The organism is Streptomyces sp. NBC_00704 (assembly GCF_036226605.1).
Classification (GTDB): domain Bacteria; phylum Actinomycetota; class Actinomycetes; order Streptomycetales; family Streptomycetaceae; genus Streptomyces.
In genome coordinates this window covers 703996-725525 of record NZ_CP109000.1, presented here as the reverse complement: position 1 = coordinate 725525, position 21530 = coordinate 703996, and the positions used below count along the sequence as shown (strand labels likewise).

Annotated in this window: 20 protein-coding genes; 9 read left to right on the top strand and 11 right to left on the bottom strand. The window is 74.8% G+C overall.

Annotation, left to right across the window (positions count from 1 at the left end; translation table 11 throughout):
* Window positions 1-11: 11 nt before the first annotated feature.
* A complete protein-coding gene (locus OG802_RS03025; RefSeq protein WP_329406930.1) occupies window positions 12-893 on the top strand; it encodes an SIS domain-containing protein in 882 nt (293 codons plus the stop codon).
* A 9-nt stretch (window positions 894-902) separates the two neighbouring features.
* Window positions 903-1745: a class II fructose-bisphosphate aldolase gene (locus OG802_RS03020; protein WP_329406929.1), complete on the top strand. Its 843-nt coding sequence runs from the start codon at window positions 903-905 to the stop codon at window positions 1743-1745.
* Here the strand turns inward: OG802_RS03020 and OG802_RS03015 are convergent.
* Window positions 1732-2871 carry a methyltransferase gene (locus tag OG802_RS03015; RefSeq protein ID WP_329416919.1) on the bottom strand — a complete coding sequence of 380 codons (1140 nt, stop codon included), beginning with the start codon at window positions 2869-2871 and terminating at the stop codon, window positions 1732-1734. The genes OG802_RS03020 and OG802_RS03015 overlap by 14 nt on opposite strands.
* Window positions 2872-2948: 77 nt before the next feature.
* Here OG802_RS03015 and OG802_RS03010 point away from each other — a divergent pair, with 77 nt between their 5' ends.
* The 3 genes from OG802_RS03010 to OG802_RS03000 all read left to right on the top strand — a co-directional run bounded on the left by OG802_RS03010 (window position 2949) and on the right by OG802_RS03000 (window position 5924).
* Window positions 2949-3611 carry an alpha-ketoglutarate-dependent dioxygenase AlkB family protein gene (locus OG802_RS03010; RefSeq protein WP_329406927.1) on the top strand — a complete coding sequence of 221 codons (663 nt, stop codon included), beginning with the start codon at window positions 2949-2951 and terminating at the stop codon, window positions 3609-3611.
* Between the two features lie 28 nt (window positions 3612-3639).
* Window positions 3640-4884: an ROK family protein gene (locus tag OG802_RS03005; RefSeq protein WP_329406925.1), complete on the top strand. Its 1245-nt coding sequence runs from the start codon at window positions 3640-3642 to the stop codon at window positions 4882-4884.
* 137 nt (window positions 4885-5021) lie between these two features.
* On the top strand, window positions 5022-5924 hold the full coding sequence (locus tag OG802_RS03000; protein ID WP_329406923.1) for an NAD(P)-dependent oxidoreductase: 903 nt from the start codon (window positions 5022-5024) through the stop codon (window positions 5922-5924).
* 334 nt (window positions 5925-6258) lie between these two features.
* Here the strand turns inward: OG802_RS03000 and OG802_RS02995 are convergent, their stop codons facing one another.
* Window positions 6259-6447 carry a DUF1272 domain-containing protein gene (locus OG802_RS02995; RefSeq protein ID WP_329406921.1) on the bottom strand — a complete coding sequence of 63 codons (189 nt, stop codon included), beginning with the start codon at window positions 6445-6447 and terminating at the stop codon, window positions 6259-6261.
* A 322-nt stretch (window positions 6448-6769) separates the two neighbouring features.
* On the opposite strand from OG802_RS02995, the gene OG802_RS02990 reads away from it, so the two are divergent.
* Window positions 6770-7045 carry an SHOCT domain-containing protein gene (locus OG802_RS02990; RefSeq protein ID WP_329406919.1) on the top strand — a complete coding sequence of 92 codons (276 nt, stop codon included), beginning with the start codon at window positions 6770-6772 and terminating at the stop codon, window positions 7043-7045.
* 103 nt (window positions 7046-7148) lie between these two features.
* Here the strand turns inward: OG802_RS02990 and OG802_RS02985 are convergent, their stop codons facing one another.
* On the bottom strand, window positions 7149-7685 hold the full coding sequence (locus OG802_RS02985) for an ATP-binding protein (protein ID WP_329406917.1): 537 nt from the start codon (window positions 7683-7685) through the stop codon (window positions 7149-7151).
* A gap of 216 nt (window positions 7686-7901) precedes the next feature.
* Complete coding sequence (locus OG802_RS02980; RefSeq protein ID WP_329406915.1) at window positions 7902-8225, bottom strand: hypothetical protein; 324 nt, start codon at window positions 8223-8225, stop codon at window positions 7902-7904.
* A 345-nt stretch (window positions 8226-8570) separates the two neighbouring features.
* Between OG802_RS02980 and OG802_RS02975 the strand changes: the two genes are divergently transcribed.
* Complete coding sequence (locus OG802_RS02975) at window positions 8571-9695, top strand: PLP-dependent cysteine synthase family protein (RefSeq protein WP_329406911.1); 1125 nt, start codon at window positions 8571-8573, stop codon at window positions 9693-9695.
* Window positions 9696-9768: 73 nt separating this feature from the next.
* Here OG802_RS02975 and OG802_RS02970 read toward each other — a convergent pair whose 3' ends face one another.
* The gene (locus tag OG802_RS02970) at window positions 9769-10245 is read right to left on the bottom strand and encodes an SRPBCC family protein (RefSeq protein ID WP_329406908.1); all 477 of its coding nucleotides are present in this window, start codon (window positions 10243-10245) and stop codon (window positions 9769-9771) included.
* A gap of 51 nt (window positions 10246-10296) precedes the next feature.
* On the bottom strand, window positions 10297-11127 hold the full coding sequence (locus tag OG802_RS02965; RefSeq protein ID WP_329406906.1) for a DeoR/GlpR family DNA-binding transcription regulator: 831 nt from the start codon (window positions 11125-11127) through the stop codon (window positions 10297-10299).
* Between the two features lie 242 nt (window positions 11128-11369).
* On the opposite strand from OG802_RS02965, the gene OG802_RS02960 reads away from it, so the two are divergent.
* Complete coding sequence (locus OG802_RS02960) at window positions 11370-13979, top strand: hypothetical protein (RefSeq protein ID WP_329406904.1); 2610 nt, start codon at window positions 11370-11372, stop codon at window positions 13977-13979.
* A 16-nt stretch (window positions 13980-13995) separates the two neighbouring features.
* Here OG802_RS02960 and OG802_RS02955 read toward each other — a convergent pair whose 3' ends face one another.
* The 4 genes from OG802_RS02955 to OG802_RS02940 all read right to left on the bottom strand — a co-directional run bounded on the left by OG802_RS02955 (window position 13996) and on the right by OG802_RS02940 (window position 18656).
* Window positions 13996-16443 carry a right-handed parallel beta-helix repeat-containing protein gene (locus OG802_RS02955; protein WP_329406902.1) on the bottom strand — a complete coding sequence of 816 codons (2448 nt, stop codon included), beginning with the start codon at window positions 16441-16443 and terminating at the stop codon, window positions 13996-13998.
* A 107-nt stretch (window positions 16444-16550) separates the two neighbouring features.
* The gene (locus tag OG802_RS02950; RefSeq protein ID WP_329416917.1) at window positions 16551-17156 is read right to left on the bottom strand and encodes an Rv1733c family protein; all 606 of its coding nucleotides are present in this window, start codon (window positions 17154-17156) and stop codon (window positions 16551-16553) included.
* 182 nt (window positions 17157-17338) lie between these two features.
* Window positions 17339-18163 (bottom strand): MOSC domain-containing protein, encoded by an 825-nt coding sequence (locus OG802_RS02945; RefSeq protein WP_329406899.1) that lies wholly within the window; start codon window positions 18161-18163, stop codon window positions 17339-17341.
* 43 nt (window positions 18164-18206) lie between these two features.
* A complete protein-coding gene (locus tag OG802_RS02940; protein WP_329406897.1) occupies window positions 18207-18656 on the bottom strand; it encodes a DUF6643 family protein in 450 nt (149 codons plus the stop codon).
* 297 nt (window positions 18657-18953) lie between these two features.
* Between OG802_RS02940 and OG802_RS02935 the strand changes: the two genes are divergently transcribed.
* Window positions 18954-20279, top strand: coding sequence for a TerD family protein (locus tag OG802_RS02935; protein WP_329416916.1), 1326 nt, complete (start codon window positions 18954-18956; stop codon window positions 20277-20279).
* A gap of 24 nt (window positions 20280-20303) precedes the next feature.
* On the opposite strand, the gene OG802_RS02930 is transcribed toward OG802_RS02935, so the two are convergent.
* Window positions 20304-21497: a glycosyltransferase gene (locus OG802_RS02930; protein ID WP_329416915.1), complete on the bottom strand. Its 1194-nt coding sequence runs from the start codon at window positions 21495-21497 to the stop codon at window positions 20304-20306.
* Window positions 21498-21530: the final 33 nt, after the last annotated feature.

Genomic DNA, 21530 nt, shown 5'->3' with positions numbered 1-21530 from the left:
AGAGGTGGGGCATGACGCACGTCGAGGACGAACTGACCGACCAGCCCGCGTGCTGGAGCCGGGCCGCCGCCCAAGCCGACGCCTGCGCGAAGGAGTTGCCCGAGCCGGGGGAGCGGGTGGCGATCGTGGGCTGCGGCACCTCCTGCTTCATGGCCCGGTCCGCGGCGGCGCTGCGCGAGAGCGCGGGACACGGCGAGACGGACGCCTTCGCCGCCTCGGAGTTCCCGTACGGCCGCCGCTACGACCGGGTCGTCGTCCTGACCCGCTCCGGCACCACCACCGAGATCCTCGACCTGCTCGCCCGGCTGCGCGGACGCACCCGCACGACCGCGATCACCGCCGACCCGGACACCCCGGTGACGACCGCCGCCGACCACGTGATCGTCCTGGACCGTGCCGACGAACGCTCCGTCGTGCAGACCCGGTTCGCCACCACCGCCCTCACCCTGCTGCGCGCCCGCGTCGGGCTGCACACCGACGCCGTCGTCGAGGACGCCCGCACCGCGCTCGCCGAGCCCTTGCCTCAAGGCCTCCTGGAGTGCGGGCAGTTCACCTTCCTCGGACGGGGCTGGACGGCCGGACTCGCCGACGAGGCCGCCCTGAAGATGCGCGAGGCCTCGCTGTCCTGGACCGAGGCCTACCCCGCCATGGAATACCGGCACGGGCCCATCAGCGTCAGCACGCGGGGCACGGCCGTCTGGATGTTCGGGAAGGCGCCGCGCGGCCTGGCCGACGAGGTGCGCGCCACCGGCGCGCTGTGGATCGAGGGCACGCTGGACCCCCTCGCCGAACTGGTGCGGGCCCAGCGCCTCGCCGTCGCCCTGGCCGCGGCGCGCGGCCTCGATCCGGACCGGCCCCGCCACCTCACCCGCTCGGTGATCCTCGCCCCCTGAGGAGGTGCGATGCCCCTCACCACCACCGGCGACCTGGTCACCCGGGCCCACACCGCCCGGACCGCCGTCGCGGCCTTCAACATCGTCGCCCTGGAACACATCGAGGCGGTCGTCGCGGGGGCGGAGGCGGCCGGCGTCCCCGTCGTGCTCCAGATCAGCGAGAACGCCGTCGCCTTCCGGCAGGGGCAGGTGCTGCCGCTGGCCCGCGCGGCCGCCGTCGCCGCCGAACGGGCCCTCGTGCCCGTCGCGCTGCACCTCGACCACGTCCGCAGCGACCTGCTCCTCGGCCAGGCGGCGGAGGCGGGCTTCAGCTCCGTCATGTACGACGCCTCCCGGCTCCCCTACGAGGCCAACCTCGCCGCGACCCGCTCGGCCGTCGAGCAGGCGCACGCCCAAGGACTGTGGATCGAGGCGGAGTTGGGAGAGATCGGCGGAAAGGGCGCCCATGTCGCCGGGGCCCGCACCGACCCGGCCGAGGCGCGCGCGTTCGTCGCCGCATCGGGCGTGGACGCCCTGGCCGTCGCCGTCGGCAGCGTCCACGCGATGACCGACCGCACCGCCGCCCTCGACCACGGGCTGATCGGCCGGCTCGGCGCGGCACTCGACGTGCCCCTCGTCCTGCACGGCTCCTCCGGAGTCCCGGACCACGAACTGCGGGCGGCCGTCGCCGGCGGCATCGCCAAGGTCAACATCGGCACCGCGCTCAACCAGGCCATGACCGGCGCCGTCCGCGCCCACCTGGCGGCGCACCCCGACGTCGTCGACGCCCGCCGCTACCTCGCCGCGGGCCGCGAGGCCATGGCGCGCACCGTGGAGCGGATCGTCGCCGGGGCGGGACTCACTGCGGGCTGACCGCCTTCAGGACCACGAACTTGCGGTCGCCGGCGACCGTCTCACAGGCGCCGAACAGCCGCTTCAGCTTCACGTGGTAGCCCAGATGACGGTTGCCCACCACCCACAGCTCACCGCCCGGCCGCAGCGCGCGCCGCGCCCCGGTGAACATGCGCCAGGCCGTCGCGTCGGTCGTGGCCTGGTGCGAGTGGAACGGCGGGTTGTTGAGCACGACGTCCACACTGCCGTCGGCGACCCCCGCGAGCCCGTCGCCCACCCGGAACTCGGCGTGCCCCGGCACCCCGTTGGCCTTGTACGTGGCCTCCGCCGACGCCACCGCCTGGAACGACTCGTCCGTGAACAGCACCTCGGCGGCCGGGTCGGCCAGCGCCACCGCCGTGCCGACGACCCCGTTGCCGCAGCCCAGGTCGACGACCCGCCGCCGCCCCGTGGTCCGCGGCAGATGCTCCAGGAAGAACCGGGTGCCGATGTCGAGCCGCTCCGCGCAGAACACACCCGCGTGATTGACGACCGGCCGGCCCGCGAGAGCGCCGCCGACGTCGTCGGGCAGGTCGTAGGTGTGCGGCCACGGATTGCGGGGGCGCTTCAGCGACGGGTCCGGCGTGCAGAACACCAGCCGGGCCTTCTGCTCGGCGAGCGAGGTCCGCGTCGGCCCGAGGATCCGCTCGAACAGCCGCAGCGTCGACGTGTGGATCTCCTTCACCATGCCGGCGCCGACGACCACCGTCTCCGCGTGCACCGCGGGCGCGAGCCGCAGCAGCTGGTCCTCCAGCAGCGCGAGGCTCTTGGGCACCCGGACCAGCAGCACGTCGATCCGCTCCGGCACCGGGTCCTGCGTGGTGAGCAGCCCGACGGCGCCGGCCCCGACACCGGCCCGCGCGAGGTTCTCCCGGGTCGCCTCCTGGCCCAGCCACGAGTCCGTGATCTGCGTCGGACGGTGTGCCGCGAGCGCCGTGACCAGCGCGCCCCAGCGGTCGCCGAGCACGACCACGGAACCCGTCCACGGCACCTCGCGCTCGGCGAGGTGTCTGAGCAGGTACGCGTCGGCGGCGTCCCACGCGCGCAGCGTCTCGCGCGGGTCCTCGGGGAAGCGGGCCAGGGAGACCTCGCCCCACGGCGTCCTCATAGCGTCGTTCATCGTGGCCCAGGCTAGCCGAGCCGCAGATCAGGCCGGGTGCCGGAGCCGAGGAGGAGGATGGGCACATGGACACCGGACTGTTTGCGCGGGAACCGGCCCAGGTCGCGCCGGGCGCGGTGCATCTGCCCGACTGGCTGGACGACGCCCGCCAGCGCGAGCTGCTGAAGGCCTGCCGGGAGTGGGCCCGCCCCCCGGCCGGCCTGCGCACGGTCCGCACGCCCGGCGGCGGCGTCATGACCGCGCGCCAGGTCTGCCTGGGGTGGCACTGGTACCCCTACGCCTACGCCCGCACGGTCGCCGACGGCGACGGCGCGCCCGTCAAGCCGTTCCCGGACTGGCTGGGCGAGCTGGGCCGGCGCGCCGTGTCCGACGCGCTGGGCCCGGCGGAGGCCGAGGGCGCCGCCTACGACATCGCGCTGGTGAACTTCTACGAGGGCGACGCCCGGATGGGCATGCACCGGGACGCCGACGAGCGGGCCACGGCGCCCGTCGTCTCCCTCAGCCTCGGCGACGCCTGCGTCTTCCGCTTCGGCAACACGAGGACGCGCACCCGGCCCTACGCGGACGTGGAACTACGCAGCGGCGACCTGTTCGTGTTCGGAGGAGCGTCCAGACTCGCCTACCACGGGGTGCCGCGGGTGCTGCCGGGCACGGCCCCGGCCTCGCTCGGACTGACCGGACGGCTGAACGTCACCCTGCGCGTCAGCGGCTTCCCGGACGCCGCCTGACGAAGCGGATCATGGGAGACTCGCCCTCATGAGCGGCAAGGCGGACCCCCGGTCGGCGGGGGAAGGGACCACCTCGAGGGCGCGGTTGGACCGGGGGCGTGGAGCGCTCGGCCCCGCGTTGGAGCTCGTGCACACCGGACGGGCACCCACCCGGGCCGTGCTCACCGCGGAACTCGGCGTCACGCGGGCCACGGCGGGCGCGGTCGCCGCGGAGCTGGAGGCGCTGGGACTGATCCGGGTGGACGCGCGGCCCGCCGCGGCGGCGGGATCGCAGGGCCGTCCCTCCCACCGGCTGGAAGTCGCCCGCGAGGGGCCGGTCGTGCTGGCCGCCCAGGTCCACTCCGACGGATACCGGGCCGCGCTGGTCGGCCTCGGCGGGCGGATCGTCGCCACGACGCCCAGCTGCGAGACCGTCGACGCCGACCCGGCCAAGGTCCTCGGCGCGGCCGTCGACGCCGGGGCGGAACTGCTGCGGACGACCGGCAGGCGCTGTGTCGGCGCCGGGCTCGCCGTGCCGTCCGCGGTCACCGAGCCCGAGGGTCTGGCGCTGAACCCGCTGCACCTGGCGTGGCCGGTGGGAGCGCCCGTGCGGGAGATCTTCGCCGAGCGGGTCCGGGCGGCGGGCGTCACCGGCCCGGCCTTCGCGGCCAACGACGTCAATCTCGCCGCCCTCGCCGAGCACCGGCACGGCGCGGGACGCGGCGCCCGCGATCTGCTGTGCGTGGCCACCGGGCACCGGGGCGTCGGCGGCGCGCTCGTGCTCGACGGCCGCCTGCACACGGGCAGTTCGGGCCTCGCCCTCGAGGTCGGCCATCTCACCGTCAACCCCGAGGGACGGCCCTGCCACTGCGGCAGCCGCGGCTGCCTCGACGTCGAGGCCGATCCGCTCGCGCTGCTCACCGCGGCCGGCCGCGAGCCCGGCCCGGAAGGCTCCCTGCTGCGCCAGGCCAACGAACTGATCCGCGAGGAACACGGCGATCCGGCCGTCCGCACGGCCGTGGAGACCCTGATCGACCGGCTCGGGCTGGGCCTGGCGGGCCTGGTCAACATCCTCAATCCCGACCGCATCGTCCTCGGCGGCCTGCACGGCACCCTCCTGGACGCCGACCCGGGCCGGCTGCGCGCGGTCGTCTCCGACCGCAGTCTGTGGGGGCACAGCGGAGGGGTGCCGATCCTCGCCTGCTCCCTCGACCACAACAGCCTGGTCGGCGCGGCCGAACTCGCCTGGCAGCCGGTCCTGGACGACCCGCTGGGAGCGCTGCCCGCCGGGTGAGCCGCGGGACGCGGCGACGCGGGCCGCGCGGGGGCACGCCGCCACCCTGCCCGCCGAGCGGCCGAATCGCGGAGCCCGACTGTCCAGCGCGCGAAGCAGGACCGCCTTCTCCGCGCCCGCCGACGTAGGTTGACGGTATGACAGACAAGCTGACCGTGAGCGTCCTCGGCACGGGCATCATGGGCGCCGCGATGGCGCGCAACGTCGCCCGGGCCGGACACACCGTGCGGGCCTGGAACCGCACCCGCGCCAAGGCGGGGCCGCTCGCCGAGGACGGCGTGCACGTGACCGACACCCCCGAGGAGGCCGTCGAGGGCGCGGACGTCGTTCTGACCATGCTCCACGACGGCCCCGCCGCACTGGAGGTCATGCGCCGGGCGGCCCCCGCGCTGCGTTCCGGCGCGGCCTGGGTGCAGTCGACGACCGCCGGGATCGAGGCGGTCGGCGACCTCGCCGCCTTCGCCCGCGCCCACGGCCTGGTCTTCTTCGACGCGCCCGTGCTGGGCACCCGCCGGCCCGCCGAGGCCGGTCAGCTGACCGTGCTCGCGGCGGGACCGCAGGCCGGACGCGCCGCGGTGACCCCGGTCCTGGAGGCCGTCGGCGCGCGCACCGTGTGGACCGGCGAGGACGGGGCCGAGGGCAGCGCCACCCGTCTGAAACTGGTCGCCAACAGCTGGGTGCTCGCGGCCACCGCGGCGGCCGGCGAGGTCCTCGCCCTGTCACAGGCGCTGGACGTCGACCCCCACGCGTTCTTCGACCTCATCGAGGGCGGCCCGCTCGACATGGGGTACCTGAAGGCGAAGTCGGCCCTGGTCCTCGACGACCGGCTCTCGCCCGCCCAGTTCGCCGTGACCACCGCCGCCAAGGACGCGCGTCTGATCGTCGAGGCCGGGCGCTCCAACGGCGTCCGGCTGGACGTGGCGGCGGCGACCGCCGAGCGGCTGGAGCGCGCCGCCGCCCAGGGGCACGGCGACGAGGACATGGTCGCCGCCTATTTCGCCAGCTTCGACGAGCGGGCCGGGTCGGCGGAAGGGGCCTGATCGGCGGACGGGGGCCGGTACGCGGACGGGGCGGGACCCGGTCCGCGGGCGAGGACCGACCCGCACCCGCCGGCCTGTCCGCACCCGGTGGTTTGCCGGTACCTGGTGGCCTGTCGGCACCTGGCGGGCGATCCGGCGACTCGGCCTGATCCGAGGGGCGGCGACGACCGCCCGGAGGGGAGTCCGGCCCGGCCCCCGACCGTGACCCCCGCCGCCCTGCGGGCTGCGGGGCGTCGCCCGGACCTCCGCCGTGACCCCCGCCGCCCTGCGGGCTGCGGGGCGTCGCCCGGACCTCGGCCGTCGGCCCCGCCGCCGCCCTGCGGGCCGCGGGGCGTCAGGCGGCGGTGGCCGCCCGGCGGGGCCGGGGCGTGAGTTCGCCACCGCAGTTGGGGCAGACGTCCCGCAGGGTCTCGGCGCACGGCACGCAGTACGTGCACTCGTAGGAGCAGATCCGGGCCGCCGCGCCGGGCGGCAGGGTGGTCGTCGTGCACCGCTCGCAGTGGTCGCGCATCTCCAGGGCCATGGCCGTCCCGCTCCTCACCTGTGGCTTCGCCGGTCGTCCGGCTTCGTCGGCCATCCTCACCCGGTGTGCCGTACCGGACAGCGTGTCGGCGGGACAGACCTCGACCCGATCGGGCCACGGCGCGTCAGCGGGCCCCGGCGATCCGGCCCGAGCGGCCGCCATCCGTGCCGGGCAGGCCTCGCTCGCGGTGCCGGCGGCTCGTCGCGCCTACTCCCGTGGAGGTAGGCGAACTGCCGCTGACCGTACGACGCCCGGGACCCCCTTGCGGCGGGACTCTCGAAGCATCGCAGTGCACGAGAACTCACCGAGGAGATGACCCGAGATGAACACCCTGGCGAACTGGGGCGGCGGCGGGCCCGGCCCCTGGATCCTGTTCCTTCCGCTGATCTGGGCGGCCGTCGTCGTCGGCGTGGTCACCTTCGTGCGCCGCACGGTCGGGCGAGGCCGTCGCGGGCCCTGGAACCCGATGGACCGTCCCGCGGGCGACTCCCCGCTCGCCGTGCTCGGCCGGCGCTTCGCCTCCGGCGAGATCGACGAGGACGAGTACTGGCGCCGGGTGTCGGTCCTGGACGAGCAGTTCGGCCGGCCCGGCCGCTGAACCGGCGCGGCCGTGCGCGGGAAGCCGACGACGCCCGCCCGGCGGCCGCCCCTCGGGGGCGGGCCGCCTCGGGCGGGCGGGTCCGGCGGCGGTCACCGCCCGGTCAGCCGACGACGGCCGGCCGGGCGGGGGCGTGGGCGGGCACCAGGTCGTCGACGGGGCCGACCTCCGCGAACAGCGGCACGGTCTGCTCCCTGGGGGTGCGCCGGGTCGGCCGCGCCGACACCTCGCGGGTGGCGCTGGGCGCGGGCAGCGTGAACCACACGACCTTGCCGGACTCCCCGTCGGGCCGGGCGCCCCAGCTCTCGCTCACCGCGGCCACCATGGCGAGTCCGCGTCCGCAGGTGGCGAGGGCCTCCTGCTCGGCGGAGCCCATGACGGGCAGTCGCGGATCGCGGTCCCGCACGGAGACGGTGAGCCGGTCCAGCAGCAGCTCCAGCTCCACGACGCACGTCTTGTCGGGCTGGGCGTGCAGGTGGACGTTGGTCAGCAGCTCCGTCACACCGAGCGCGGCCCGGTCTATCAGCGGGTCCATGTGCCAGTAGCGCAGTTGCGCCGATACGATTCTGCGGACCTGTCCGATCCGCGACGGCAGGGCCTGAAGCTCCACCATGCAGTGCCTGCTTGGGTTGGTGATCACGGCTGCGACTCCCCGACTGAGGTCCGGAAGAACACGGAGTTCGGATCGAGCAGGGCGTCTGCGCAAGGCGGCCGCCTGCTGTCATGGCCGGCGGGCTGGTTCGCAGCGTTATCGCCGGTAAACCCAGAGTGACGTGAGACCAGAGTGACGCAGCGGATGCCGTACCGCAACTCGCGGTGACCCGGCCACGGGAACGTCGTCCGGATTCGCGCGGTCTCAGCCGCCGCGACCCGCCGCCCTGCGCACGGCCTCGATGAACCGGCGCGCCGCCGGCGGGCCGGGCTCGCCCGGCGCCGGATCGTGGTCGCCGAGGGTCAGCAGGTACCGCTTGCCGTTGAGGTCGGCCAGCGCCCGGTCCTCCGCGGCGAACCAGGGCCTGGAGGCGCGGACCGCCTGCACGGGCGCACTGTCGATCTCGCTGCCGTAGCTGGTCAGCAGCTCCAGCCTGCCGTCGTTGATCCGGACCTGGCCGGCCCGGGTGAGCGAACGCAGCCGCTTGCCGATACGCACGCCCGTAGCCGTGAACTCCGGCTCCGCCATGCCTTCCCGCCCCCTCGCGATCGGTCTCTCTCCCCTGCTCCGGTGTGCGCCCCCGACCGGGATCCGGCTCCGGGCCGGGGCTGTCGCCCCGTCCGGGGCCGTCGCCCCGCCCGGTGCAGTCTGCCCGCGCCCGGCGTCGAGCACCAGTGCGCGCGACGCCCCCGGCGCGCCCGCCCGGAGCACTCGCGCGAATGCGCCCCCCACCTGCGCCCACCCGCTCCCCAGGCCCGTCTTTGAGGACGTCAAAGGTGTGTTTATGCAGGTGAGAAGCGTGCGCAAGGTGTTTATGATCGATGCGTCGGCCGCGCGGACCACCGTCGGCGCGAAGCCTGAAGGAGCCCCGCCGTGACCACCTCCCCGCCCGCCAGGACCGGCGCCACCCTCGATGTCGACCGCAGCGACAGCGCCTACCGCGACTGGCTGAAAGAGGCCGTCCGCAAGGTGCAGGCCGACGCCAACCGCTCGGCCGACACGCACCTGCTGCGCTTCCCGCTGCCCGAGCGGTGGGGCATCGACCTCTATCTCAAGGACGAGTCGACCCACCCCACCGGCAGCCTCAAGCACCGGCTCGCCCGCTCCCTCTTCCTCTACGGTCTGTGCAACGGCTGGATCCGGCCGGACCGCCCGGTGATCGAGGCGTCCAGCGGCTCGACGGCCGTGTCGGAGGCCTACTTCGCGAAGCTGATCGGCGTGCCCTTCATCGCCGTCATGCCGCGTACGACGAGCGCGGAGAAGATCCGCCTGATCGAGTTCCACGGCGGCCGGTGCCACTTCGTCGACGACTCGCGCACCATGTACGAGGAGTCGGCCCGTCTCGCGGCGGACAGCGGCGGCCACTACATGGACCAGTTCACCTACGCCGAGCGGGCCACGGACTGGCGCGGGAACAACAACATCGCCGAATCCATCTTCCGCCAGCTCGAGCTGGAGCGTTTTCCGGAGCCCGCGTGGATCGTCGCCACGGCCGGCACCGGCGGCACCTCCGCGACCCTCGCGCGCTTCATCCACTACACGCAGCGCGACACCCGCGTCTGCGTCGCCGACCCGGAGAACTCGTGCTTCTTCGAGGGCTGGACCACCGGCGATCCGGACGTCACCTGCGACTGCGGCTCACGCATCGAGGGCATCGGCCGCCCCCGTATGGAACCCAGCTTCGTGCCCGGTGCCGTCGACCGGATGATGAAGGTCCCCGACGCGGCCAGCGTCGCCGCCGTGCGCGCGCTGGAACAGGCCATCGGCCGCAAGGCGGGCGGCTCCACGGGCACCGGACTGTGGAGCGCGCTCAAGATCGTCGCCGAGATGGTGGCGGACGGCCGCCGGGGCAGCGTGGTCACCCTGCTGTGCGACCCGGGCGACCGCTACCTCGACAAGTACTACTCCGACGCCTGGCTCGCCGAACAGGGCCTGGACATCGCCCCCTACACGGCCGCGATCGAGTCACTGCTGGCCACCGGCGTATGGCCGCGGTGACCGCCCGACGGTGCCCCCCCGACAGGTGACGCCCGGCAGGTGACGTCCCGCCGGGTGGCGCGCGGCGCGGTCCTCACCTGGCGAGCTTCCTGTCCAGGGCGGCGACGGCCTCCCGGAACGACCGCCCGAGCCCCGGCCGGGCCAGCCGCGCCCCACCCCGGAACACCGCCGTCCCGTCCACCGCGAACGTCCACCGCACCCGGGCGCCGGCGCCGGCGCCGGCGGGCGCGAGCCGCCACTCCTCGACGAGCGCCCGCATCCCCGGCACGTTGGTGGCGTCCACGCGATACGCGTACAGCTCCGACGGCTTCGCCGCGAGGACCGTCTCCCGGAACCGGGCGCCGCCCCGCAGCCGCACCTCGCGCCCCGCGCCGCCGTCCAGCGCCTCGACGGCGGTCACGGCCGTGAACCATTCGGGCCAGCCGCGGACGTCGTCCGCGAGCGCCCGGTAGACCCGTTCGACGGGCGCGCGCATGTCGCGGGCGAAGACCATGCGCACGGGAGCGGTGTCGACGAAGTCGAGCCCTTCAGGGCGCAGACGACGGACCATGGCGAGACGAACCCCCTCGGTCGGCGGGGGGTCACCCTAGCGGCGGCTCCGTCAGATGTCTGCATCCTCGTCGGGCTCGCCCGCGACGACCAGCCGCCGCAGCTGCTCCGAGATCTCCACGCGCGCCGCGCCCGGCAGCCCCGCGTCGGTCACCAGCGTGTCCACCTGCTCCAGCGCGGCGAACGAACTCAGCCCCACCACACCCCACTTGGTGTGGTCCGCGACCACCACCACGCGCCGCGCCGACTGCACCAGACGCCGGTTGGTCTCCGCCTCCGCCAGGTTCGGCGTCGACAGACCGGCCTCCGCCGATATGCCGTGCACGCCGAGGAACAGCACGTCGAAGTGGAGCGCGGCGATGGCCTGGTCGGCCACCGGACCCACCAGCGAGTCCGACGGCGTGCGCACCCCGCCGGTCAGCACGACCGTGGCCGCGCCCTGCCGCGGACCGGAGGAGCGCTGCGCCACATGGAAGACGTCCGCCACCCGCACCGAGTTGGTGACCACCGTCAGGTCCGGCAGATCCACCAGGTGGTGCGCCAGCGCGAACGTCGTCGTGCCGCCCGACAGCGCGATCGCGCTGCCCGGGGTGACGAGCTGCGCCGCCGCCTTGGCGATGTCCTCCTTGGCGGTCAGCTCCAGGCCCGACTTCGCCTCGAAGCCCGGCTCGTGCGTGCTCGCCTCCATCACCGGGACCGCGCCGCCGTGAACCTTCTCCAGGACGCCCTGGCGGGCCAGCGCGTCCAGGTCGCGGCGCACCGTCATGTCCGACACGCCGAGCTTGCGCGTCAGCTCGTTGACGCGGACGCCGCCACGGCGACGGACCTCGTCCAGGATGAGGGCGCGGCGCTGCTCCGCGAGGAGGTTCTGATTCTCACTCACGTACGCTCCGGTCCTTTCCCTCAAGCCGTCCGACAGGCCCGCTCACCTGCTTCTACGAGGCAGAGCCGACCGACGTCGGTGTGCGGGCGTCCCATCCTCGCACGGCCCGTTCACAGCCATGCCACCACCCCGTCGCGGTCATGTCACCCACGGTGTTCCCGGCCCGCCCGCGCGTGCGCGTCGCACAGCGCGGGGAGATTCCGTGACGGGAGGTGTATCACGCGTCGCGGGCGGCGATCCTTATGCCCGCACGGACACATCGACGGCGTGTCACGGGGGAGGTGCCCACAGTGAAACGTGCCGGTACCGGCGGAGCGGCCCTGGAACTCCTGGTCCACGGCGTGGGCGGCGCCACGCCCGAGAAGATGCTGAAGGATCCGCGCACCGAGCGGATCACCGGCGACGACACGGCGGCCGTCTACCGGCGGGCCGACGACGTCGGCGCCGAGACCTGCCCCGCCGACGACCGCCGCCGCGACGCCCCCGTCCCCGAGGCCTACGTCTGGTCCAACCTCACCTCCGGCGACGGCACTCGCGCCCTGTGGCTGCTCCTGCTGCCCTTCATGGTCGTCAACCTGGCCCACTGGATGCGCCCCGCCGCCCGCGGGCGCGTGCGCACGGTCCGCCTGTACGGCCTCCTGGTGCGGCTGGCGGCGCTGAGCCTGACCGTGCTGCTCGTCGCCGCGGCCTGCGAGGTCGCCCTGGACCTGACCGCCTGGCAGTGCGCGGGCACCTCCGCCTGCGCGCAGCGCCACTCCTGGCTGGGCTTCCTGTCGCCGACGGCCTCGCACGACGGCTGGTGGAGCCTGCCGGGCCGCCGCCTGGCCCTCGCCGCCCTGCTCCCCACCGCGCTCGTCGGCCTCCTGTGGTACCTCGCCCACCGCACCTGGCGGGCCTACGAGTCGCAGGAGCCCCTCGACCGCGCGCCCGAACCGGAGGACGGCCCCTCGGACACCGCGCTCAGCCGCCCCGGCTTCTGGTACGGGCGCCGGCTGGTGGCGCGGCTGCGCGCGGCGCACACCGCGGCGGGCCTGCTGACGGTGGCCGCCGCGGTCGGCGCCGCCGCCGTGCGCCAGGACCGCGGGGCGGGCGGTCCGGCCGTCCTCGACGTCCTGGGCCGGCTGCTGGAGGCCTCCCTGATCGCGGGCGCGCTGGGCACGGTGTGGGTGGTGTGCCGCCGCGGCCGCAGCGAGCACCGGCTCGACCGCCGCCTCGACGCCCACCTGGTGCGCCGGCTGCCGTCGGCGGCCCTCGTGCTGCTCGCCCTCACGCTGGTGTACGCCGGCTGGGAGCGTCCCGGCTGGCATTCCGAGGGCCGCCTGCCGGGCGACGCGACCTTCGGCGCGCTCGCCCTCGCCCAGGGCGCGCTGGTCGTCGCCCTCGCGGTCGTCGCCCGCCTCCTGCACCACTGCCCACAGGAGCGCTCGGCCGCGGCGGGCGGCACGGAGGAATCCGACGCCGGCCAGTGCAAGGCGCCCGGGCCGAGCGCCCCCGAGCCGCCCTCCGTCGTCTCCGGCGGCGCCCCGGCGCCGCGCGGGGAGGACCGGCCCGACGGCGGCCCGTCCGTGCCGTCGCAGCCCACCGATCCGGACGCCGACGCCGGCACCCACCCCGGCAGCGACCCCGACCCCGACCCCGTCGGCGTCGGCGTCGGCGGGCGGAACGAGGTGGGGCCGGAAGGGAGCGCCGTGGCCTGGCTGGAGCGCTGCGCGCTGCACGGGCTCGGCGGCCCGGCCGTCGCGATGCTGGCCTGCGCGCTGGGCGGGGTCATGTCCGGAGGCGTCGCCCAGCGCGTGTCGGACTGGCTGGACGGCACCGGCACCGGACTCGACGGACCCCCGGTCGTGCTGACCTGGCAGGCGTCCGTGATCCCCGTCCTGCTCGTCGTCCTGCTGGTGCTGTGCGCGCTGCTCGGCCGCCAGGCCTGGCTGCTCACCCGCGCGGAGCAGACCGAAGTGCTCCGCGAGTACGGGGTGGAGCACGGCGACCCCGCACGCACCCGCCGTATCGCGCGGGCCCGTGCGATGGCCACCCTCACCGACCGCAGCCCCCTCCTCGTCGCCGTCGTCTCCACCGCGACGCTGCTGCTCGGCGGGGGAGCCGTCGCCGGCGCCCTCGGCACCGCGAAGACGCCGGCCCGGGCCGCGGAGCCGGCCCCGGCCTTCGTGCACGGCGCGGCGCAGACCGCGCAGGCGCTGGGCTCCTGGCTCATCGGGCTCGGCTTCGTCCTGTTCGTCACCTGGGGGCGCCGCGCCTACAAGGACGCCTCCGCGCGGCGCACCATCGGCATCCTCTGGGACGTCGGCACCTTCTGGCCGCGCGCCGCGCACCCCTTCGCCCCGCCCTGCTACGCGGAGCGCGCCGTGCCCGACCTGACCTGGCGGGTGGCGACCTGGACGCGGGCCACCGGCGGCCGCCTCGTCATCTCCGGCCACTCCCAGGGCAGCGTGCTGGCGGCCGCCGCGGCCTGGCAACTCAAGCCCTCCGACCGCAGGCGGGTCGCCCTGCTCACCTACGGCTCACCGATCGAGCGCCTCTACGGCCGCTGGTTCCCGGCGCACTTCGGCCCGGCCGCGCTCGCCGCGCTGCACGAGGACATCGCCTGCTGGCGTAACCTGTACCGGCTCACCGACCCCATCGGCGGACCGGTCCGGCCGCCCGGCGACCGCCGCGGCCCGCGGGTCGACCGGCCGCCCCTCGCGGACCCGCTGGCCTACGGCCGGGACGCGGCGCACCCGCTGCCCGCACCCGTTCTCGGCCACTCCGACTACCAGGCGGACCCCGCCTTCGCGGAGGAACGCGAGCTGCTGCTGGGCCGGTTGCGGTCCGGGGTTCCCGCGCAGCGCGCGTGAGCCGCGGCGGGGCGGGTCAGGGCAGCTGCGGCAGATCCTCCGCGTACAGCAGCGTCAGGTCGTCCTTGGTCGGCTCCGTCACCTGCGCGACCCGGCTCGCGTGCCGCTCGACCATCGCCTCGAAGGTCTGGCGCGCGGTGCGTCCGTTGCCGAAGGCGGGGCCCTTCGGCAGCTCCGTGAAGTACTTCAGCAGCGCGTCCGCGGTGTCCGGTCCGAGCCGGTACTCGTGCTCCTCGGCCTGCTGCTCCACGATCCGCAGCAGTTCGTCCGGCCCGTAGTCGCCGAAGGTGATCGTCCGTGAGAAACGGGACGCCACACCGGGGTTGACCGACAGGAACCGGTCCATCTCCGCCGTGTAGCCCGCCACGATGACGACGACGGAGTCCCGGTGGTCCTCCATCAGCTTGACGAGGGTGTCGATGGCCTCCTTGCCGAAGTCCCGGCCCGCGTCCTCGGGCGACAGGGCGTAGGCCTCGTCGATGAACAGCACCCCGCCGTGGGCCCGTTGGAAGGCCTCCTGGGTGCGGATCGCGGTGGAGCCGATGTGCTCGCCGACCAGGTCGACGCGGGACACCTCGACCAGGTGGCCCTTCTCCAGGACGTCGAGCGCGGCGAGGATCTCGCCGTACAGCCGCGCCACCGTCGTCTTTCCGGTGCCGGGGGAGCCGGTGAAGACCAGATGCCTTTTGACGGACGCGGCCTTGAGCCCGGCCTGCTGACGGCGCCGGCCCACCTCGATCATGTCGATGAGGGCGCGCACCTCGCGCTTGACGCTCTCCAGGCCGACCAGCGTGTCCAGTTCGCCGAGCACGTCCTTGGACGTCCGCACCGACGCCCCCGGCTCCCCCTCGGGCCGGGCCGGCTCGGGGGCGGCGGCGCGCTGCCCGGGGATCGAGCCGAGCAGCCCCGGCGACTGGGCGCTCGTCTGCACCGCCGGCTCCGGCGCCGCCGCCAGGCCCGGGGTGCGCGCGCCCGCGCTCTCGTCGCTGCTGCAGTCCTCGACGACGGGCGCGGACCCGGACGCGGCGTCCGCCCCGGCGTCCGCGAACTCGTAGCCGCCGCGCGCGCAGCGCTCCGTGCGGCACTTGCGCAGGGTCGTGCGGCTGCCGTCTATGACGTGGAAGCCGTAGCCCCCGCTGTTGGTCACCCGGCAGTTCAGGAAGCTGCCCCGGCCGCCGGCCGAGACGTAGAAACCGGCCTCGGCGGGGGAGTCGACCGTGCAGCGCTCCACGGTCGGGTCGGCGCCCTTGGTGACGATCACGCCGGTCTGCGTGGCGTCCACCGTGCAGTTGGCGAGGGTGCCGCCGCTGCCGTGGTCGCGGAACCAGGCGCCGGTCGCCGCGTCGCGGATACGGCAGTCGTCGAGCTGGGCCGTCGCCCCGTCGCTCACGGACACCGCCGTGTTGCGCACCTGGAAGAGGTCGCTGTCGACGACGTCCGCCCGGGAGCCGCGGTCGAGGACGAACAGGGCGTCCGGCACGTCGTGCACCCGGCACGAGTCCAGCACGGCCGTGGCGCCGTCGCTGACCCAGACGGCCGGGTAGTCGCCGGTGCTGTCGAAGATCTCGCACTGGTTGGCGTCCACGCGCGTGCCGGGATCCCACACCGACAGCCCGTTGCGCCCGAACTGACGCACCGTCGTGCGGGTCAGCGTCAGCACGGAACGCGAGCGCAGGTCGACCGCGTTCTCCGGGATGTCGTGGATGCGGCAGTCGGCCAGGGTGAGCACCGCGTCGGTGTCGAGGGTGACGCCGTCGGCGGTCGTGCGGTGCACGTCGCAGTCGGTGAGATGCGCGGTGGCGCGGGCGGTGACCTGCACGCCGCTGCCCCTGATCTCGTAGATCTCGCAGCCGACGGCTTCCAGCGCCGAGTTGTCGCCGGTCGCGCTCAGGCCCGCGCCCGAGGTGTGGTGCACCCGGCAGCGCTCCAGCCGGGGGTGGGCGCCGCCGCGCACGGCGACACCGGCCTGACCGGCCGCGACGATCTCGCACTCCTCGAAGACACCGCCGCCGCCGTCGACCACGGCGATGCCGATGCCGGCCGGGTTGTCGACGGTGCACCGCCGGACCGTGGGCCGGGCGCCGCCGCGCACCTCCACGCCCGCCGAGGACCGGGTCACGATCCGCAGGTCCAGCAGTTCCGGGGCGCCCTCCTCGACGAGCACCGCGGGCGCGGCCGCGTCCTGGCCCTCCACGTGCAGGTCCTGCACCACCGCCGAGGCGCGCACGGTCAGCGGCACGCCGTCCGCGGGAGCCAGCCGCACCGAGCCGGGGGAGCCCTCGGGGCCGCGCAGGGTCACCGACCGCTGGACGACGAGGTTCTCCCGGTAGGTGCCGGGAGCGATGGTGAGGACGTCGCCCTCGGCCGCGGCCTCCAGGGCGGCGGCGAGCGACGCGTACTCACCCGTGCGGCGCCGCCACCGCGATGTGCCGGTGTGCGTCACCTGGACCGTGCCCTGTGCCATGGCGTTGCTGTGCCCCCACCTCGTGGTACGCGGGTTGATGCCGAATGGTTCGGCCGGACCACCGTAGCGTGCGCGCGGGCGGTGGGTTGACCAGAGACGGAAGGCCGTCAACTGCCGGCGCCGGTGCGGCCCCAGTCCGGGCCCGCCCGGTCCCAGGCCCGGTCCCACCCGGCGTACCGGCGCAGCACCATGCGCCACATGACCGCCCGTCGGCCGCCCTCGACGGCGCCCGCGGTGAGCAGGGCCGCGCCGATGCCGGCCAGCACGGCGTGCGTGGTCGCGGTGGCGGAGTCCAGCGGACGGGCTGCCAGACGGCCGTGCGCGTCCGTCCATATGCCGAAACGGTCCCCGCTGCGCGGTCTCTCGAGGCCCGACAGAACGGTGCCGTGCCGCCTGGCGCCGTCCGGAGCCGTCCAGCCCGCGACGACCCTGGTGCGCGCCTCGCGGCCGGTGGCCGTCTCGTAGTCCGCGTCCGGCGACGAGACGCTCGCCCTGCGCAGCACGGTGGCCGTCACCCGGTGGCGGGAGGCGTGCTGTTCGCGGACCGACCGTTGCAGGGCGCCCTGCGCCGCCCCGCCGACGAGGAAGCCCACCAAGGGAGCGACGAGACAGACCAGGACCAGGGCGGACAGCGCCACCCAGGCCTCGGCCAGATCCGTGCCCCGGCGCAGCGGATTGTGCCGCCAGCGCCAGAGTCCGCCGATGACGCCCACCGTGCGCACCCCCCTTCCCCCCGTGCAGATCCCCGTCACGGCCGTCCACGCGCGGGCGCCGGCGACGCGGAACCGCACCACCGGGACCCGGGACCTCTCATGAACGTCCCACGCAGTCCCAACGGCTCACCGCCGGGCGGAGGTTCCCGCGGGCGGACGCGGTCGGCCGGGCGGGGCCGGAACTACGCGACGACGCGCACCGGATCGCCCACCCGGACCGTGCCGCGGGAGAGGGGGACCAGGTTCTGCCCGAAGACCAGCCCGTCGTCGAGGCGCCGGTGACGGCCCAGGGTGGACAGGGGCTCCTTGCCGCGCACCGCGGTGTCCTGGTCGGTGGTGGTCACCACGCACCGCCCCGACGGCTTGGCCACCCGGAACTCGACCTCGCCCACGACCAGCCGCGACCAGTGGTCCTCGGCCCAGGGCTCGGTGCCCCCCACGACGAGATTGGGCCGGAAACGGTTCATGGGCAGCGGCCCCTCGCCGGAGTGGGGGCCTTGCGCGACGAGGGAGTTGAGGGCGTCCAGGGAGGCGGCCGAGACGGCGAGCAGCGGATAGCCGTCGGCGAAGGAGACGGTCTCACCGGGCAGGGCGTACCCGGGATCCACCGGTCTGCGGGCCGCCGGGTCGTCCATGTGCACCAGTCGCACGTCGGCGCCGACGTAGGCACTGCACCAGCGGTGCGCCGCGGCGCCGGCGAGGACCGCCTCCAGCTTGTCGCCGAACAGGTCCATGGACACCGTGCCGACGGCCTCCGGCACCGGCACGGTCAGCGGTTCCCGGCCGGGCGCCGACAGACGGACGCCGCCGCCGGGCACGGGCTCGGCGGCGGCCAGGGCGAGACGCGGCTGCTGGCGTTGGGTGACGACCTTTCCCCCGTCGTCGATCAGCGCCCATCGCCGGTCACCGGCCAGCCCCCAGGGCTCCACGACGGCCTCACGGAGCGCCTGGCCCCGGAACGCCTTGACCGGATGGACGTGTATCGACAGCAGTTCCGCATTCCCCATGGGGTCATCCTGCCAGGCGACGGCGGGAACCCCGGAGCGGTTTTCAGTAACCGCGGTACTGCTGGTTGTTGTACGGATCCTGGTACTGGGGCGCGGGCGGCCGGGGCGCGGCGGGACGCATCGCCTCGTAGCCGGCCGGGGCCGCCGGGCGCATCTGCTGCTGCGCCTGCGGACCCGGATAGCCGCGCGGCGGGCCGGCCTGCGGCGGAATGTACGCCGCCGGGGCCTGCTGAAGCGGTGCGGGCTGCTGCGCCTGCGGATAGCCGTAGGAGCCGTACGAGCCGTAGGAGGCCTGGGAGGGGCCCGCCGGGAGAGCCGGCAGTGCCGAGGGGAGCGCGGGCAGATGGCTCGCGCCCATGTCGTACGCGGCGGGAACCCGGATCGGGGCGATCTGCGGGGTGCCCCGCTCGGCGACGAGCGAGTCGTAGATCGGGGTGTCCGGGAAGGAGGCGGAGTAGTAGCCGCCGCCATAGGTGGAGCGGGGGGAGGTCATGGCACATAAGTTAAGCCCACGATGTGCTGGTTGGGGAGACCGATAAGAGGGTTGATTTCCGTGTCGGCGGTGGCCTTGGATCCCCAATGCGAGCGAACATGGGGAAAAGGGACGGCAAGCGCTCCGTGAATCGTGTAAAGCCCGAGTTCCGAGCGGGTTACCCGCGGTTTGGCGGGGCCGTTCCCGTGCTCCGGATGGGCGTGCGCCGTCCCGCGCAATAGGTTGACGGGTAGACAACCCGAGGAGCGCCGGCGCGCCGCCCGGCGCACCCGACCGACGATGGGGGCGTACATGTCCATGCCGAAGGGCTCCAATGCTCCGGTGCCGACCACGGCACTGCGGGTCGAGCTGGGGTGGCGCCAAGGGCCGGGCGTTCCGGACGTGGACGCCTCGGCGCTGGTGCTCGTGGGCGGAAAGGTCCGGTCCGACTCCGACTTCGTCTTCTACAACCAGTCCGCCCACGCCTCCGGCGCGGTCCGCCACGAGGGCAAGGGCGCCGCCGCCGGCCGGACGACCGACAGCCTGCTCGTCGACCTCGCGCGCGTGGAGCCCGCCGTCGAGACCGTCGTCGTCGCCGCCTCGGCGGACGGCGGCTCGTTCGGCCAGGTCCCCGACCTCTACATCGAGGTGCGGGACGCCGCGCAGGGCACCGTCGTGGCACGCTTCGACAGCACCGGCGCCACCGTCGAGACGGCTTTCGTCCTCGGCGAGTTCTACCGCCGCCAGGGCGCCTGGAAGTTCCGGGCCGTCGGCCAGGGATACGACAGCGGCCTCGAAGGACTGGCCACCGACTTCGGCATCACCGTCGACGAGCCGCAGCAGACCGCCGCGCCCGCCCCGCCCGCGCCGCAGACCTCGCAGACTCCGCTGCCTCCCGCCGCGCCGCCCTTCCCGCAGTCGCCGGCCCGGCCCGCCTTCCCGGCCACGGTCCCCCCGCCCCCGCACCAGGCCCCGCCACCGCCGCCGGCGCCGCCCGCCGCACCGGTACGGCTGACCAAGGTGACGCTCACCAAGGCCGCCCCCTCGGTGTCGCTGACCAAACAGGGCGGCACCTCCGGCACCCTGCGCGTCAACCTCAACTGGGAGGTGCGCAAGCAGTTCTCCGGGTGGGGCGCCAAACGCGGCCGCGCGGTCGCCCTGCACAACGACCTCGACCTCGACCTGTGCGCCCTGTTCGAACTCGACGACGGCCGCAAGGGCGTCGTCCAGGCCCTGGGCAACGCCTTCGGCTCACTGCACCAGGCGCCCTACATCCACCTCGACGGCGACGACCGCACCGGCGCGGTGTCGAGCGGCGAGAACCTCACCGTCAACCTCGACCGGCGCGACGACTTCCGCCGCATCCTGGTGTTCGTCACCATCTACGAGGGCGCCCGCTCCTTCGCCGACCTGCACGCCACGGTCACGCTCCAGCCCCAGCACGGCGCACCGGTCGACTTCTCCCTCGACGAGTGCACCGTCCCCTCCACCGTGTGCGCCCTCGCCCTCATCACCAACCACGGAGGCGACCTCGTCGTCCAGCGCGAGGCCCGCTACCTCGTGCCGGAACGCGGCGTGAGCCCCCAGCGGACCGTCGACCACGCCTACGGGTGGGGCATGAACTGGACGCCCGGCCGCAAATAGCGCCCGCGCCCGCCCCCGCGCGGATCAGCCCTCGTCGGCGACGGCGTCCGGACGCGCGTAGGTGCGGCCCTTCCAGGCCGCACCGCGCCCCCGGTAGTGCTGCACCGCGGAGTCCACCGTCATCAGCAGGTAGAGGAACGCGGTGCACGGCAGCAGGGGAGCGAGCCACAGAGGCTGCCGGTAGTAGCGGAGCATCGGCAGATACGTCCCCGCCATGACCAGCCACGCCAGAGCGCCGCACACCGCCGTCGCCGCGCTGCCGGCGGCGAGCCCGGCCGACAGGGCGAGCGGCGGCACGAGGTACACCAGGGCGAGGCCGAGCACCGTGCCCGCCAGCAGGAGCGGGCTGTGCCGCAACTGCGCGTAGGCGCTGCGCGAGACCATCCGCCACAGGCCGTGCAGCCGCGGGTACGGACGCACGCTGTCCACCCGGTCGGCCAGCCCCAGCCAGACGTGACCGCCCGCCCCCTTCACGGCACGGGCCAGGGCCACGTCGTCGATGACGGCGTGCCGGATCGCGTCCGGGATCCGCGCCCGCACGGCCGCGTCGTCGCGCAGCAGGACGCAGCCGCCCGCCGCGGCCGCCGTACGCGACCCGCGCCGGCCGATCCGGCGGAACGGGTACAGCTGCGCGAAGAAGTAGACGAACGCCGGCACCACCAGCCGCTCCCACACGCTCTCCACCCGCAGCCGCGCCATCTGGGAGACGACGTCGAACCCGCCGGAGTGCGCCGCCGCCACCAACTCCCGCAGGCTGTCGGGCGCGTGCGCGATGTCGGCGTCCGTGAGGAGGAGGTACTCGGGCTCACGCGCGCGTGCCAGCGCCATCCCGTGACGCACCGCCCACAGCTTCCCGGTCCAGCCCGCGGGCGGTTCCCCGGGCGAGTCCACGGTCAGCGCCAGCCCGCCGTGCCGCCGGGCGAGGGCCCGCGCCAGCTCCCCGGTGCCGTCGCCGCTCCCGTCGTCGACGAGGAAGACCTCCGCGCGGCCCGGATAGTCCTGCGCGAGCAGCGTGGGCAGACTCGCGGGCAGGACGGCGGCCTCGTCGCGCGCGGGGACGACGACGCAGACGGACGGCCATCGCTCCGGCGCCGTGCGCGCGGGCAGTCTGACGTCCGTGCGCCAGAAGAAGCCCTGACAGAGCAACAGCCACAGCCACGCGGCCAGGGACAGGGCGGCGATCCACACGATGGCGCTCACGCGCGCAGTCTGCCCCACCCGGCCGGGCCGCCGGGGCACATCGTCTATGGT